This is a genomic window from Terasakiispira papahanaumokuakeensis, from assembly GCF_001709345.1.
Lineage (GTDB): Bacteria > Pseudomonadota > Gammaproteobacteria > Pseudomonadales > Halomonadaceae > Terasakiispira > Terasakiispira papahanaumokuakeensis.
Map to the genome: position 1 here is coordinate 3,691,724 of NZ_MDTQ01000001.1, position 14,557 is coordinate 3,706,280.

Genomic DNA, 14,557 nt, shown 5'->3' on the forward strand with positions numbered 1-14,557 from the left:
CTCGCACTGGACTCACTGAGATAATGGCCCCATATGGTGTCGCCAGCCATCATAAAGGCCTTTAAGCATGAGCCGGATGCGCTGGCGCCTTTGTGGCAAGAAGATCGAATAAAACACAAATTGTTTAATCAGCGTCAGCGTCATATTGCGGCACCAGCGCGAGGTCATATGAGGCAGCCTTTGCAGTGCAATGCCATTACGAAGCATATAATAATGACGGATCGGGCTATGCACTAAAATCTTTCTCGACAGTAGCTTCATCACGCGATCGCCAATACTGTGGTAGAGCCGAGCATCGCCGACGGCATAGACGGCATAACCTTGATGACGGGCCCTGAAACACCACTCCATATCGACATGATCAATAAACAGTTCTTCCCGCATCGGGCCGATCTGGTCCAGCACTTCAACCGCCATTAAAGCCCCTGAGGTGATCAGCATATCGACCTCAACGACCCCTGTCTCTGGGGCCGGCATCATTTTGCGATACTGATCGGGGTGGGTATCGGCCGCGAGTAAAGGGGCGACCTCGCCGGTTTTGCGGTCTTCATAGCAAGGCCCGACGGCGGCAATCGCATGACCCTGGGTACTGAGTTGCTGATAAGCCCGCTGTAAGCACTCGACCATATCGGCAGCGGGTTCGCTGTCCTGGTCAAAACTGATGATATGGGTGGCACCTTGAGCCTGGCACCACTGAATACCCTGATTTAATGCGGCAGCGATGCCCGCATTGTGCCCCAAATGTTGGCAGTGAAAGCCGTATTCGAGCAGTTGTGCGTTGGTGAGCGGTAAGCTCTGGCCATTATTGATCACCACACCACCGGTCACTTGAGGTGCTAAAGATGCCAGTAAACGCGCCAGCAAGGCGGGATCTGGTTGATAAGTGACAATAATGGCCCAGGTTGCGGTATTCATGACGAATAAGCGGTATGTTCAGTCGATGCTTCAGCGGTGACAGCCGACATCATTGGAATCTGCTGTCTTTGCGCTGTCAGTACCTCATCTATGATACCAGAGAGTTCATCCGCTTGGTCAGCAAAGCGGCGTATTCGGTCTTTGTGGGGGTTCTGATAGCGGCGGGTGTGCTCTGGGTTAGACAAACACGCTTCTATTGCGGCTTTAAATCCGGCCGCATCATCCATCGCGACCAAGTGTCCATTCTCGCCATCAATCAGATCTTCGGCAGGGCCACCACAGTCGGTGGTAATGACCCAGATATCTCGAATCATCGCCTCGCGCACGGTTAAGCCGAAGCTTTCCTTCCATTGAGACGGGAACAGCAGCACATCAATCTCGGCAAAAAAGTCATCCAACTGATCCGGGTCGAAAGGCGGCACAATGTTCACCTGCCCTTTGGCGTTCCAATGCTCCTGCTGCATCTCAGAATGCGTCACCCGAGCGGTCACATCAATCAGTCGCAGCTCATATTGATCGCTATCTAATTGCTCGATGATCTGTTTGAGCCAGAAGTAGCCCTTATGTTCGGCACGTCCGCCCATAAAGGCGAATACGAGAGGTTGCCCAGCCCGCTGAAGGGCGCGATCTTCAGTCGACGATAGATTTTCAGGAGAGGATAAAGGGTGGCTGATCCCGTTCTTGTTCACCAGGGTACGTTCAGAAGAAGTCCCCGACTGGACATAAAGATCACGTTGGAACTCACTGGGGGCCAGCAATCGTGCGGCCTGATTCAATAAAGGCTGAAGCCGGAAGCGGCGCTTGAGCATCGCTTCGGTATGGTCGACGCACTGAGCGCAGACCAAAGGATCAATTGCGGCCTGTCCGCAATAGCCGTCAGCATTCACCATAAACTGCTTCTCACACAGCCACCAGGCATCGTGTAGCGTAATGAGATAAGGCAACTGCTGCGCTAAACAGCACTCGAGCATCCCCACGCCCATCATCTGGATCGAGTGAAAATGCACGATGTCTGGCTGCAAGGCGGTCAGAATACGATCAAACGCCTGGGTCACAAGGGGGCTATCATAATCCTGCTCCATGCTGCCCCCAGCAATGCGAACCGCGAAAACCGTCAGATCATGCCAGCGATATTGGCGAACTTCGCCTAAAGCCAATGACGTATCAAAACATCCGGTAATGACCGTGACGCGTGTATCGCCCCGTTGGTTCAGCTGTTCGGCCAGCTGTTCAGCGACCACTGTCGCACCGCCCAAGCTCATGGGAGCAAACAACACATTCACTAACACCACATGGCGCTGCGTTGAGACGAGGGGCATCTCGGGATGATGGGCCAGTGAGAGCACGGGTTTCAGCTGCTGATCGGCCACGATAGGAATCGCGTACTGTTCGACCGCCGTGCGATGCGCCGCCTCGCCGATGCGTTGGCGGAGTGTCGTTGACAGCACAAGGGCTTCCAATGCGTCAAACCATTCCGCTTCAGTCTCGGCAAGAAACCCATTCTCTCCGGAGCAAATGACTTGCTTAAACGCTGCCGCGGGTGAGGCCACAGTGGGAATGCGAAAAACGGACGCTTCAATAAACTTAATATTACTTTTGGCATCATTGAAAGGGCCCGGCTCCAAAGGGGCCAGATTAATATCAAACCGACGCATAGCTTGATAATAATCCTGTGCCTCGATAAAGGGCACTTTATGAATACGCTCAGCGACAGCCTCAAACTCATCGGCCAATGTCAGATGGCCATAAACCGCTAACTCGACTTGTGGATATTGCTGCATCAGCCGTACTAAAGCTGCCGAGACCAGTAAAAAATCAGCATTATGGGTCCGGGTGCCGCTACCATAGCCAATGACAATCCGTTGGCTGGCAGGCATGCCGCTAGGCTTCTCGGCCAATTGCAACAAGCGATTGTCCAGCGCATTCTCAACCACCAGCACTTCGCCTGGGCAAAAGCGTTCCATATGGTGCTTTAACGTCGGTGTACTGGCGATGGCATGATCGCAGGCCATCAACATATCACAGTACAGCTGCCCGCCTTTGAGCAGTTCAGCCTGCTCTTTCTTGGGTAAGTCGATCAGATTGCTGTTCTGTCGGTAGACGTCTAAATCAAAGACCAAATCATCAATATCAAAAAAGCGGATCATCTTCAGCCGCTTGGCTTCCTCCGCTAACGCCAGTAGTTCGGGGGTCGCCGGTACACGATAAAAGATGACGGTTTTAGCCGTTTGTAATCGTTCAAAAGCGGGCTCAAGATCGGTCCATGACACCACATCACAGCGGATACCTAATGCCTTAAAGCCCTCGACCTTTTGCTCAACTCGGTAGCGTCGACACTGGGGCATGGCTAATTCGGCAATAATCAATACCCCTTGGTTGACGCCATTGACGGTTAGTGCGTCATGCCAAGGTTGTGTGGTTGAACGCTCGACCTGCTGGATATGAGGGCGTTGTTTCAAGCGATGGTACATCCGCTGGCAACGCAGGAGCAGATGATAAGTCGCCCACAGCCCCATATTGAGGATTCGGGCGAGCCATGACCGGCCTCTCAACACCCTTTCCAATAAATTCAAAAGGCCAGGATTAAAGTGTTGCGCTTCTCGTAGACGATGTGACCAGCGGCGGACAAATTGACGCATTATCGATGATGATCCGAAAATAATGTGCTGAGTTTGCGTAGGGTCATCATGATGTAGCGTAACGGGGCCGTGATTTTCCACGACCACGAGTTCATCAATGATGCCAAACGGTGCTGCTCATCCGCTAAGCTGATTTCCTGAGCTACTAACTTCTCGTGACAGGCACTGAGTGCGCCTTCTAATTCTGCAATCTTATTTAAATGCCGTTGCAACTCGGTATCATTCACCGTTAATTTCAGGCTCTCTAATTCATGGAGATACTCACGCAGCGCCGAGAGCCCTTGCGTGTGCCAACGCGGTTTCCATTTCTGATAAATCTGGTCGGCGGCTTTTTGAATATGTTCCGGGGTATGCACCGGGTGCGCTTCATCATCGCTGATCAGATACTGAGCCGAGAGGCCCGGCACATATACGAACTCCCCAATTTCAGAGAGCTGCAGCCAAAAATCCCAGTCTTCGTAAATATCGAGCGATTCATCAATTGAGCATTGATGTTGCTTGACCAATTGCTGCTTGAACAGTACAGCATGAATGGGCAGGTAGTTACTGATAAAGAGTCGCCCTTTAGGGACGTTGTACTCAAATGAGGTGATCACTCGGCCGTCTTCATCGACCGCTAAGACACCGGTATAGGCCAGCACGGTGGTTGTGGGTGACTGATGAAGGGCTTTTGCCAGCTTAGTGACATGTTGAGGTAGAATGACATCATCATCGTCTAAAAACATCAGACCATCCCCTTGGGCGTGAGCCAGGGCTTGATTGGCCGCTTGACCACGACTTAAAGGATGATCGTTGTTAATAAACCGTATTGGATACCGTCCACAGTGATCACCCACGTCAGGGTGGCCCTGTCCGAGAGCATTCACAATGATCACTTCGATATGGGACCATGTTTGACGAGCAACCGAATCAAGCGTTCGCTGAAGCGTCGCTCGCCCCATGCTGCGAATCATAATACTCACGGTCCATGTTGACTGGTCTTCAGTCATTCCTGCGGCTGAATGAAGGGGATACAAAACGGAGGCTCCACAAGTCACGCCAATTGGCACGGGTGATAATCGTGTATCGATCAGCACGCCGATATTGGCTGTTGCCAGGCATGCCTTTAATCTTCTTGACCCCATAAGCCTGCATGTGCTGGATCCGTTATGGGGTCTTGCGGCTTATTATCTCAACTCGTTTCCCGATGTACAGTGCTGCATGACGTTGTCGTGTCGTTTTAATGATGTCGGTTTGTCCCTGTTGATTATTTTTTTCGTACTTTTCGACATTTGTAGAGGAATGTGCGTAAGGGCGATGTCCACCGCCAGCTTCGCGAATGTAAGAGCGCTTCCAGTTGCGCGGTGGTGGCTTGAGACTGTTGCGCTAATTGATGACAACGCCGGTTGGCTTGGTAGAGTGCTTCACTGACCTGGTCGGGGTGATATTGACTGAGGAAGGCTTCAATATCGGGCAAGGCCACCGTATGAAACGCCTCTGCGGCCATCACATTGAGCGGTAAGGTATAACTGCGGAACTGATTCAGCCCCAATACTTGGCGGTCATAAGCCTGTACGGCCAGCTGACTTTGAAACTGAGCAATGGCTGACTGCTTAAGCTCAAGCGTCGCGGTGATATCCACCAGCCGATTACAGCTTAAAGGCCGGCCCACTTCATACATCGCCACTTGCGTCAGGTGCGCTTCAGCGGTTGAGGCCTGCGATAGGGCTGATAACACCTTTAAGGTGGCTTCAGCCACGGCGCGATGATCCCGATGCATTTCCCATATTGATGGGCAGAACACCAAGTCCGGTTGGTATTCAGCCAAATACTGCGTGATCGTCTCTTCCAATAAGGGCGTATTGGTGGCCATGGCCCCATCAGGGAGTGCTTCAGCACAGAGTTGTGAATACCCTAAAATCGCTTGGGCTCGGCGAGACTCCTCCAGGCGCGCTTCTGGATGCGGGCCCTGCTGCTCCCCCTGACTCAAAATGACCACCGTGATCTGGATATCATCTTGCTGACTCAGTTGTGCCAATGTGCCGCCACAACCCAAGACTTCATCATCGGGGTGAGGGGCCAGCACCACGACCTTTTGTGCGTGAAAAGGGAGGCTTTCGTAAGGGGTAAAAAAAGATTCGATCATTAATGAAAATCCGTATCGCCACCCATGAGCCACCATCGGTTTCGCAATTGACTGGCTTGTTGGCTGCCGCCGACGGCACTGCCCGGAATCACAATATCGGTGGCATTGACTTGAGGTGAGGTGGCTTCAAACCAAGTTAACGTTGTCGGCGTCATCCAGCTATACACACATTGAAAGCCTTGTTGGGCGGATAAGTGCTGAGCGGCCCGAATTAAACGAGGGGCGTGAGCTGGGGGACCGATAATATCCAGCAGCTCCATGGTGTGCGGATCGCTGGGCTGCAAGATGATCATCCCGACCGCTTGAGAGTGCCAAGGTGAAAAGACCAGCCACAGCTGATAATGGCCATCAGGTTTTTCCAGATAGCGGCTGATGATCCACCCCGGATCCCGTTGACCGACCGCCACCTTGGCTAAGTGTGGGCGCATGGCTTGCCACAGCCGTGCCATGATGGGTGCGTCATGAAGCGTTGCGCGCCGCATTAGAGCGCGCTCAATCCAGCGTGTATAGCGCTGAGCCGTAGGCCAACGCACATCCAAAATCACATCAATGTCACAGTAAAGTCCGCGCTTTTTACCCAGGACTGCGTGACGTTTATTAGGAAAACCGAAGGTGTAAGGATAAGGCTTATCAACCCCGATACGGGTTGAAAAGTAATGTGACACGGCCAGATAAAAAGGCCCTCTTCGGGTCAAAATGCCGCGATACTGAGGGTGCACCATCACATCCCCCATCTGCACGGCTGTCACCGATTGTTGATCAACCTCTATTTGGCGCGGCATACCGCCATTAAAGGCCACCAGCTGTGGCGGTTGATCTGAGCATGTCGGGTCAGTTGGGTCGCCATAATCGTAAACCAGCGTGCCCGGATTATCGGTTTCTCGGTATTTCCAGCACCAGGTCTCGGGTGATAGTCGATGGCCGAAACTGGCTTCAAATAACGCCAATACCTGAGCTAACGGCAGCGCAACGCCTTCTTTCACCTGCCAAGATAAACCTTCCGCCTCTGCTGATGGGGTCTCCATCGATGCATGAGGATCCGTCGCCTCAAAAGACTGAAAATACTGTTGAATGAAAGCCCGCTTATGCCAAGCGCTGGCGGCTACTGGCGGAAAGTCGCTGTGGTGCATCATCTCTGAAAACGCGGCCCGAGCGCCTTGCGTCATCATACGGCCCGATTCCCACCAGACCAGTGACTGAATGGCCGATGAGACTTGCTCCGGATGCTGGCCCATCACAACGAGACTGCTGCCTGCCTGCGTCAATGATTGGCAGACCTCAGCGACAAGCTGCGGGGCTTCGCGCGTGAGGGGGATCAGCGAGGCTTCATCGATAATCAAGAGTTGTCGGTGCTGTGGGCGCTCTGCCTGAGCGGACTGAACGTGCGGGATCAGCGTATCAAGGTGAATAACCTCTGAATAGGCGTAGTCGACTTGCCCCTGTATCACCCCCGGCTGCCCCATCAGTAAGGCACGTAAAGCCGATAGCATCTGGGGCTGGCGGCTATAACAAAACCAATGTGTACCCGGCTCAATATGCCAGTTCACATCGGCTAATAACGCCTGACCCGTTGTCAAAGCCTTGCGCTCACCGAGCACACTGCGTACAAAACGAAGGGCTTTGGAAGCGCAAGAGCGGTGCTCAAACCAAAGCCGTTGGCACCTTATGAGCGGGTTACGCACTGGGGGGCGATCATCATGCATTGGGGCTCAGTGTTTATTCTACGGTCATATCGGGGAGCGCTGGATCTAAGGCCGACCAGCGTCTAGGCAAATGAACGAGGCCTTGTTCTAGCATCCGCTCAGGCGAAGACATGGTGAAATGAGCCGCGGGAATTTGTTGATCATAAAACATAATCCCATTTTCACACATCAGATACACCTCAACCCAATACTCTCCTTTTAATAAGCTCAGCGCGGGTAACCGGATTTCAATCTGACCTTCACCGCTTGCGGCATCATGCTGAGGCGATATGCGATCAATATGGGTGCCGGCGCTGGCAATCATGCGGCCATCACTGCCCATCAGCGTCATGGCGAAAGACGGGGCGGGCCAATCAGCAGGCCCTTGCCAGTACGCTTGAATGCAGAGCTCGCTGTGCCCAGTCTGGCCTTCTGGCACTTGACTCAGCGTCGCGGGCTGTTCATCCAAAGTAATGGCAACCCGAGTGAAGCGGGGCGGTTGCTGAGCACCTGTGAGTGTCGGGGTTGATGTGGGTGCTTGCGCATGCGAGTGGCCATGCTCCTCGGCATATAAAAAGCGTTCGTATTGCTCGATCACCTGGGCGGGTGCCCCTTCTGCCATCACTTGGCCTTGGTTGAGCCAAAGCGCCCGATTACAAATCGCTTCTACTTGATATAGGCTGTGGGAACAAAACAAAATGGTTTTGCCCTGCGCCTTCAATGCCATAATCCGGTCGAACGATTTTCGGGCAAAGGCGCCATCTCCGACCGAGAGGGCTTCATCAATCACCAAAATATCCGGCTCAACGCACACCGCGACCGCAAAGGCTAAGCGGACAAACATACCGCTTGAATAGGTTTTGACCGGTTGATCAATCGCCTCACCAATTTCGGAAAAGGCGTGAATCTCATCAAAACGAGCGGCGACTTGGGTTTTGCTTAAGCCTAAAATCGCCCCATTGAGAAACACATTCTCACGACCCGTGAACTCAGGGTTAAAACCCGAGCCTAGCTCCAGCAGTGCCGCAATCCTTCCATCCACCTTGAGCTGCCCTGATGACGGGGTCAAGGTGCCACAAATCAACTGCAGTAACGTGGATTTGCCCGCCCCATTGCGCCCAATCAGGCCAATCACCTCACCATGACCAATCTTCAGGTCTAACGGTGCCAGCGCCGTATGTGTGCGACCCCGATGACCAAACCCAGGCAATAACTCTAATAACCGGTCTTTCGGGCGCTCATAAAGGCGATAAGATTTACCTACCCCTGATAGGGTGATAGCCGGTTGAGTTGCGGATGAGGCGGTCTCCTGGGCGTTAGAGGACATCGGCAAAACCTCCACGTAAACGGGCAAACACCCCCGCACCGATGAGTGCGACCAATAAGCCACTGGCGGTATAAATCAATAATGCCTCCGGCGTAGGCCAAGGCCCGTTCAACAAAGCCGCTCTCAGGGATTCAATCATCACCGTTAATGGATTAAAAATAATCAATCCTTGAGCCATCGCCGGTAGGGCCGAGACAGGGTAAAAAATCGGTGATAAAAAGAGGATCGGCGGCAGGATCATCGCCACCAAATGGCGTGTATCTTGTAAATAAACCCCGATGGCCGATAACAGCCAACTGAGCCCCAGCAACCAAGGCATAAACATGAGCAATACCAACGGCAGCGCCCAAAGCTCAGAGGGCAGTTGCTGATCGAATATCAGCTGACCGGTGACCAGTACCCCCATCGATAACAACGCCTGAAACAAACTGGATAACACCACCATCCAAGCCAATATTGGCAAAGGGAAAATGACCCGTTTGACCAGATTCGTTTGCTCAAGAATCAGCTGTGGCGCGCGGGTAAACACATCCCCGAACCAATTGAACACAATCAAACCGGCAAACAGGTTCAGCGCAAAGGTCATGCTATCGCCCTCAGCACCAGGCCAGCGGGCTTTAAACACTGATTGGAACACGAAGGTATACACCGCCAGCATGGCGAGAGGGGTGACCAACAGCCAGCCCAAGCCTAACCACGAGCCCTTGAATTTTTGCTGGATTTCCCGGCGTGTCATCTGGCCCAGTAACCCTGCTTGTGCAAAGGGCCACACATAACTTCGCATCATTAACCTCTTGCCCCGTTGCTCACGAGCCGTCTCTATCGTCAATCGAATGAACCCGATGTAAAACGGGTGTCTCCGCATATGGGTGACGTATCATACCTGAAGGGCCCGCGATCGCCGAGTGTTCCCTGCGCCCATGAATGACCGTCTTAGATGAGCGTTTGGGATCGCATTACAGCTCCTGATCACCCTTGGCCAAGGCTTCGAGTGTGCTGGCATCGGGAATCAAAAGGCGAGTGTTGCCATCCCGCTGCACGACCGCACGGGATTGTAAGGTCTGAAAGACGCGAGTGACACTCTCTCGGCTCAGGTTGAGCATGATCGCCATCTCCTGATGTGTGGGTGGATGTTGAATCAACGGCGGAGAATCTTGGCGCCCGGCGCTGGCTTGTAGCAGCATCCACAACTGCCCGCAGACCCGCTGCGCCACACTCGGTAATGCCAGCAAGCCTCGATGCGAGGTCAAGGCTCTAACGCGATAGGCCATTCGTGCACACAAGGCTTCCATTAACGGGCGAGATTCAAACATCACTTGCCTGAGTGTCGCCATAGGCACCATCACCACCTGTGAGCGGGCCAGCGCCATCACATACTCAGGCTGGGGGCCTTGGTCAAAGAGCCCGACCTCACCACAAAACTCACCGGGCTCGACGAAATACAAGCCCACTTCACGGCCGTCTAGCGTAAAGTCGATGCCTTGGAGTCGCCCTTCGAATAAAAAACACAAAAACTCTTCTTGCTGCCCAGCATTCAGGGCCACCCCTCTGCGGGCCAGCTTACGCAATGCACTCTGACTGGCCAATTGTTCCAGGGCATCAGGCGAGAGTGTTTTGAGGATATCGAAACGGCTCAGTAGCTCAGTGGAAACAGCCATTCAGTCCTCTGATTCTCTGGATCAAGGCGCCCCTCATGATATCGAATTCCCTGGTTGTACTGCGCGTGATGAACACTCATTGACCATCGTACCTTGTTGAAGCCCGTTATCTGACCAGATCAGACGCATCATGCATGTGACTCCAGTCACGCCAAGGGAAATTGAGTCGGCTAGAATGCCATTATAAATAGATTACCCCTGGCGCCTAAACCTAAAGAGGCGGTTGAGTTCATTGTCCAAGGTTAATAATAGCCCAGGGTTAATAGGCCAAAGTTAATAGGCCACAGTTAATAGGCCACAGTTAATAGGCCACAGTTAATAGGCGTTATACTGATCAATGCTTTGATGCATCATTGAGCACGATGTTCAATCGGTCATCTTGATTGATCGAATGTTCGTGCGATTTGTATCCGGTACGATACGACAATATATGAGGTTAGACATGTCTGCCTGCCAAGTGGTCGATCAACAGAAGTCACTGTGTTATCCATCGAGGCTACGGATGAGCTTGCTCATCCTGATGGTATTGATGTCAGGACTGGCCATGATGGCGCAGGCTGCTGATGGGCAATCCCCAAGTGAAACGGTCGTAGGCCGGGTCACGTTGGCGATTGGGCAGGGGCAAATTATCCACGACAATGATACCCAGGATCAGGCGCGCACGGGCACGCTTATTCGTGAAGGTGATCAAGTGGTGACGCACAGCAATGGCCATGTACACATTCGTTTTATTGACGATGGCTTAGTCAGCGTCAGACCTAACAGCCGCCTCGATGTTGAACGCTATCAGTACAACCCCGATCACCCTGAAGACTCCACCATTCGCTTCAACCTTGAAGAAGGGGTCACCCGTGCCGTGTCAGGTAAAGGGGCCAAAGCGGCGCGTGATCGCTATCGCATGAACACCCCGATTGCTGCGATTGGCGTAAGAGGCACCGATTATATTTTAAGCGCCAGTGCTGATCGCATTCGAGCCTTTGTCAACGAAGGCGCCATTGTGATGGCCTCCTTTTCGGACCACTGTCTCGCTTCGGGCTTGGGCCCTTGTAATGATGGGGGGATTGAGCTTCGAGGGGGATCGAATCAAGTGTTGGAGTTGGATCGTTTGAGTAAGCAGCCACGGCTGTTACAGATGGAGTTGGACGAGGCATTAACCTCTCGGATTATTCAGCGCGATGGGCAAGAACTCAGCCGTCAGCCTCAGGCGACGGATGACCAGGATAGCCAAGAGGCGCCATCGACATCAGACCCAGTGGCAGAACCTGATCCCACGACAGCTGATCCCACGACAGCTGATCCCACGACAGCTGATCCCACGACAGGTATGGAACCTCCCGAACTTGAACACCCCGATCAAAGTGATTCAGGCAAAGGTCAAAATGGTCAGAAAAAAGATGATGACGATGAAGAGGCTTCATCGGCCATGGTGATGAAAGCGCTGGCTTTAATCAAAGATCATACGCCTGCCGCAGAGTCAGATAATGACGCTAACCAAGAGCAAGGGATGGGCTTACAAATCGTTTTGGTCGATGATGGCAACAGTTTGACCATGATTTCCGATGCGGCGGCTCAAGGGGTTGGCGATGCCGATCAAAGACCGCTGAAGCCGGAAGATTTGCTCATGATGCCGCAAATCGGAGGAAGCGATGGGAGCCTGCTACCAGACTCAAGCCGGCGTCAACTGGTGTGGGGTTACTGGGGCGATGCGGCTGAAACGGCCCCTGACTTTTTCTTTCCTTATGAAGAACTCGTTGAGAAAGGGTATGTCGCGAAAGTGAATAACCCGAGCCTCCAGTATCGCTTAATGCGCCGCTCTTCTGATTCCTCTACATTGATGCCTGGCCTAGGCACCGTCAATTTTGCGCTGCATAACGCGGCGGCAACGCTGACCTCTCATTCCGGCGACAAAACCGATATGGGGGTGACCGCAGGCGCCTTGCGTATTGATTTTGCAAAAGGTTCATTTGCGACGTTATTGCAGATGGATAGCCAGCAGACCGGACAGATTGAGTTTGTGATGTCAGGCGCTGTCTCTGACAATGGCTTATTTCAAGGGCACTTTAATAACTCCTCTAGCGCGCTTGGGGGGGCGACAAGCCTGGATGGTCAAGAAGCCGCGTATATGTTTTGGCATAATGTCGCTCAGGGCCGCATTGATGGGATTACCTTGTGGGGAGCGCGCCCGTGAAAGCCAGGCGCCTACCGCCTTCCTTGGCCTGGTCGTTCAGTTTGAGCCCTAGGCTTTCAAGGCTGATCGTACTGCTACTGGCCGCCGGGCTGACTTGGCTATGCCTCTCGTTATGGCAGTCTCCCTTGCGCTTGCTGGAAGAGCGGGTTGGGGCCATGGGGTGGGTCTGGTTTCCGGAAGATACGGCTGAGCAGCGATTGACCCTAGTGGCGATTGATGAGCGCAGCCTATCGGCACTGGGAAGCTGGCCTTGGCCGCGACAGCGTTTGCAGCAGTTGTCTCAAGACCTTTCTGAGGCGGGTGTCAGTCAGCAGCTTTATGACATTGTGCTTCCCGAATCTCGTTCAGGTGACCACTCGCTCGCGGCGACTTTGCATGAAACCCATGCGGTGTTGGCACAAGTGCCCTTGCTTCAGTCTCAGCAGCCTTTGCAATCAGGGGCGATGAGTGGGGCGATTGAGGGCATGCGCTGCCGACCGCCTATCCCTGTGACAGAATACTTTCTGGCGAATCAGCCTGACTTCTCTTCAGTGGCTAAAGGCTATATCACGCCGATCGTTGATGAGGACGGTATGATTCGGCGGGTGCCGCCTTTGATTTGTGTCGAAGGCAAGGTTTACCCTTCTTTGGCATTGAGCGCACTGGTGAATGAACTTCACCAAGGACGCCCGCTTCAGGCCAAAGATTTTAAGCTAACCCCCGGGCATGGCCTGTTTGAGGCGCCTTGGATACTCACTTTAACCGCTTACCCCAACGTCCAAATTCCGCTTGATCATGACGGCAATATGCGATTGGACTATCGGCTCTCGCCCAATGCCTTTACTGTGGTGCCCGCATTGGACGTGTTACAACATCAACAGCCCGATATTTTGTTGGATAACACTTGGGCTTTAGTCGGCGCCACCGCTTTTGGGCTGGGTGATGTTGTCCCCACGCCGCATCAAGGTATGACCCCTGGCGTTGAGTTACAAGCCCGTATGATCGCGAGTCTGCTGGACGATCGTGTCCCCTATACCCCCAAAGGCTGGCTCGGCGTGCAGCTCTTGCTCATGCTCGTGATTTCTGGGGTCTTATGGTTACTGGCTTCTAGGCCCGGTAAAAGTAGCTTCCTGGGTTTGCCATTGGCGGGTCTTGTGGTGCCTGCCCTCGCTGTCGTGCTGCATAGCCTTGTACTATTGGCCCATAACATCTGGTTGGGTTGGTTGCCGGCTGCGTTATTTGCGAATGTCGCTGCGGCTTTATTGCTATTGCTGGAATACGGCCGCGTTCGGGTTGAGCGTTTGCGGGTCTACAACAACCTGAGCAGTTATCTTCCTGGGCATGTGGCCCATGAAATTGCTTACCACCAGCCGACCAATGCGATTCAGGCACGTCGCCAGAAGCTCGTTGTCTTATGTGCTGACCTGCGCAACTACTCCGCTTTCCAGGATGCGCAATCAGCCGAAGCGGCGGCGGCGCTATTGCACTGCTTTTTCGTTGAAGCGTCTTCATTGGTCGAATCGTGCGGCGGCAGCATCCATGAATTCAAAGGGGATGCCATTATTGCCACCTGGTCGCTGGATAACGCTTTGGCGCCAGAGGAGGCTTTATCCCAAGCGGTGCAAGCCTCAGTCTTGCTGGTGACCCGTATGCAAGAAATATTACCGCAGCACAATATGGCCGGGTTGGAGCCGATGAGCGTGGCGGTCGGCCTTGAATCCGGTACGGCATTAGTGGGATCAATTGGTCCGGCACATCGTCGCCATCATGCCTTGATGGGTCGACCCTTAACCTCCGCATTGCGCATCCAGGCGATGACGGCTGATTTAGGGCAGCCCGTACTGATTGGCGAACAGATGGCGCGTCAGCTCAAAGGCCGTGTCGAATTACGATCGCAAGGACAATATATCTTGGAAGGACTGCGCCAGCCCTCTGAACTTTATGCGCTGTTGCCTGAGCATATCCCCGAAATGCCTGTGCCAGACGAGGAGAGCTTACAGCTTGATCTTCGGCTTATTAAAGGCGGGCGATCCTCCTAAGAGAT

Annotated in this window: 10 protein-coding genes; 2 read left to right on the forward strand and 8 right to left on the reverse strand. The window is 53.3% G+C overall.

From position 1 onward, the window contains the following. Positions 1 to 12 precede the first annotated feature (12 nt). From BFW38_RS16170 to BFW38_RS16205, 8 genes are all read right to left on the reverse strand, one after another. On the reverse strand, positions 13 to 915 hold the full coding sequence (locus BFW38_RS16170; protein WP_068999819.1) for a glycosyltransferase family 2 protein: 903 nt from the start codon (positions 913 to 915) through the stop codon (positions 13 to 15). After that, complete coding sequence (locus BFW38_RS16175; RefSeq protein ID WP_068999820.1) at positions 912 to 3,554, reverse strand: glycosyltransferase; 2,643 nt, start codon at positions 3,552 to 3,554, stop codon at positions 912 to 914. Before BFW38_RS16175 ends, BFW38_RS16170 begins: the two co-directional genes overlap by 4 nt. After that, entirely contained in the window at positions 3,554 to 4,507 is a 954-nt protein-coding gene (locus tag BFW38_RS16180; protein WP_175401003.1) for a glycosyltransferase, read from the reverse strand. Before BFW38_RS16180 ends, BFW38_RS16175 begins: the two co-directional genes overlap by 1 nt. Positions 4,508 to 4,800: 293 nt before the next feature. Continuing rightward, entirely contained in the window at positions 4,801 to 5,679 is an 879-nt protein-coding gene (locus BFW38_RS16185) for a PIG-L deacetylase family protein (protein WP_068999822.1), read from the reverse strand. Further along, positions 5,679 to 7,382: a GNAT family protein gene (locus BFW38_RS16190; protein WP_068999823.1), complete on the reverse strand. Its 1,704-nt coding sequence runs from the start codon at positions 7,380 to 7,382 to the stop codon at positions 5,679 to 5,681. The genes BFW38_RS16185 and BFW38_RS16190 overlap by 1 nt, the downstream gene beginning before the upstream one ends. A gap of 13 nt (positions 7,383 to 7,395) precedes the next feature. Next, positions 7,396 to 8,688, reverse strand: a complete 1,293-nt coding sequence (locus tag BFW38_RS16195) for an ABC transporter ATP-binding protein (RefSeq protein WP_068999824.1) — start codon at positions 8,686 to 8,688, stop codon at positions 7,396 to 7,398. Next, a complete protein-coding gene (locus BFW38_RS16200) occupies positions 8,678 to 9,475 on the reverse strand; it encodes an ABC transporter permease (RefSeq protein ID WP_068999825.1) in 798 nt (265 codons plus the stop codon). The genes BFW38_RS16195 and BFW38_RS16200 overlap by 11 nt, the downstream gene beginning before the upstream one ends. A 169-nt stretch (positions 9,476 to 9,644) precedes the next feature. Then, positions 9,645 to 10,346, reverse strand: a complete 702-nt coding sequence (locus BFW38_RS16205; RefSeq protein WP_068999826.1) for a Crp/Fnr family transcriptional regulator — start codon at positions 10,344 to 10,346, stop codon at positions 9,645 to 9,647. A gap of 442 nt (positions 10,347 to 10,788) precedes the next feature. Here BFW38_RS16205 and BFW38_RS16210 point away from each other — a divergent pair, with 442 nt between their 5' ends. Continuing rightward, on the forward strand, positions 10,789 to 12,534 hold the full coding sequence (locus BFW38_RS16210; RefSeq protein WP_068999827.1) for a FecR domain-containing protein: 1,746 nt from the start codon (positions 10,789 to 10,791) through the stop codon (positions 12,532 to 12,534). Continuing rightward, positions 12,531 to 14,552 (forward strand): CHASE2 domain-containing protein, encoded by a 2,022-nt coding sequence (locus BFW38_RS16215; protein ID WP_068999828.1) that lies wholly within the window; start codon positions 12,531 to 12,533, stop codon positions 14,550 to 14,552. Before BFW38_RS16210 ends, BFW38_RS16215 begins: the two co-directional genes overlap by 4 nt. Positions 14,553 to 14,557: the final 5 nt, after the last annotated feature.

Bases quoted from the DNA above. Each gene is read 5' to 3' on its own strand.
- BFW38_RS16170 (WP_068999819.1), bottom strand. From the start codon at position 915: ATGAATACCGCAACCTGGGCCATTATTGTCACTTATCAACCAGATCCC.
- BFW38_RS16175 (WP_068999820.1), bottom strand. From the start codon at position 3,554: ATGCGTCAATTTGTCCGCCGCTGGTCACATCGTCTACGAGAAGCGCAA.
- BFW38_RS16180 (WP_175401003.1), bottom strand. From the start codon at position 4,507: ATGATTCGCAGCATGGGGCGAGCGACGCTTCAGCGAACGCTTGATTCG.
- BFW38_RS16185 (WP_068999822.1), bottom strand. From the start codon at position 5,679: ATGATCGAATCTTTTTTTACCCCTTACGAAAGCCTCCCTTTTCACGCA.
- BFW38_RS16190 (WP_068999823.1), bottom strand. From the start codon at position 7,382: ATGCATGATGATCGCCCCCCAGTGCGTAACCCGCTCATAAGGTGCCAA.
- BFW38_RS16195 (WP_068999824.1), bottom strand. From the start codon at position 8,688: ATGTCCTCTAACGCCCAGGAGACCGCCTCATCCGCAACTCAACCGGCT.
- BFW38_RS16200 (WP_068999825.1), bottom strand. From the start codon at position 9,475: ATGATGCGAAGTTATGTGTGGCCCTTTGCACAAGCAGGGTTACTGGGC.
- BFW38_RS16205 (WP_068999826.1), bottom strand. From the start codon at position 10,346: ATGGCTGTTTCCACTGAGCTACTGAGCCGTTTCGATATCCTCAAAACA.
- BFW38_RS16210 (WP_068999827.1), top strand. From the start codon at position 10,789: ATGTCTGCCTGCCAAGTGGTCGATCAACAGAAGTCACTGTGTTATCCA.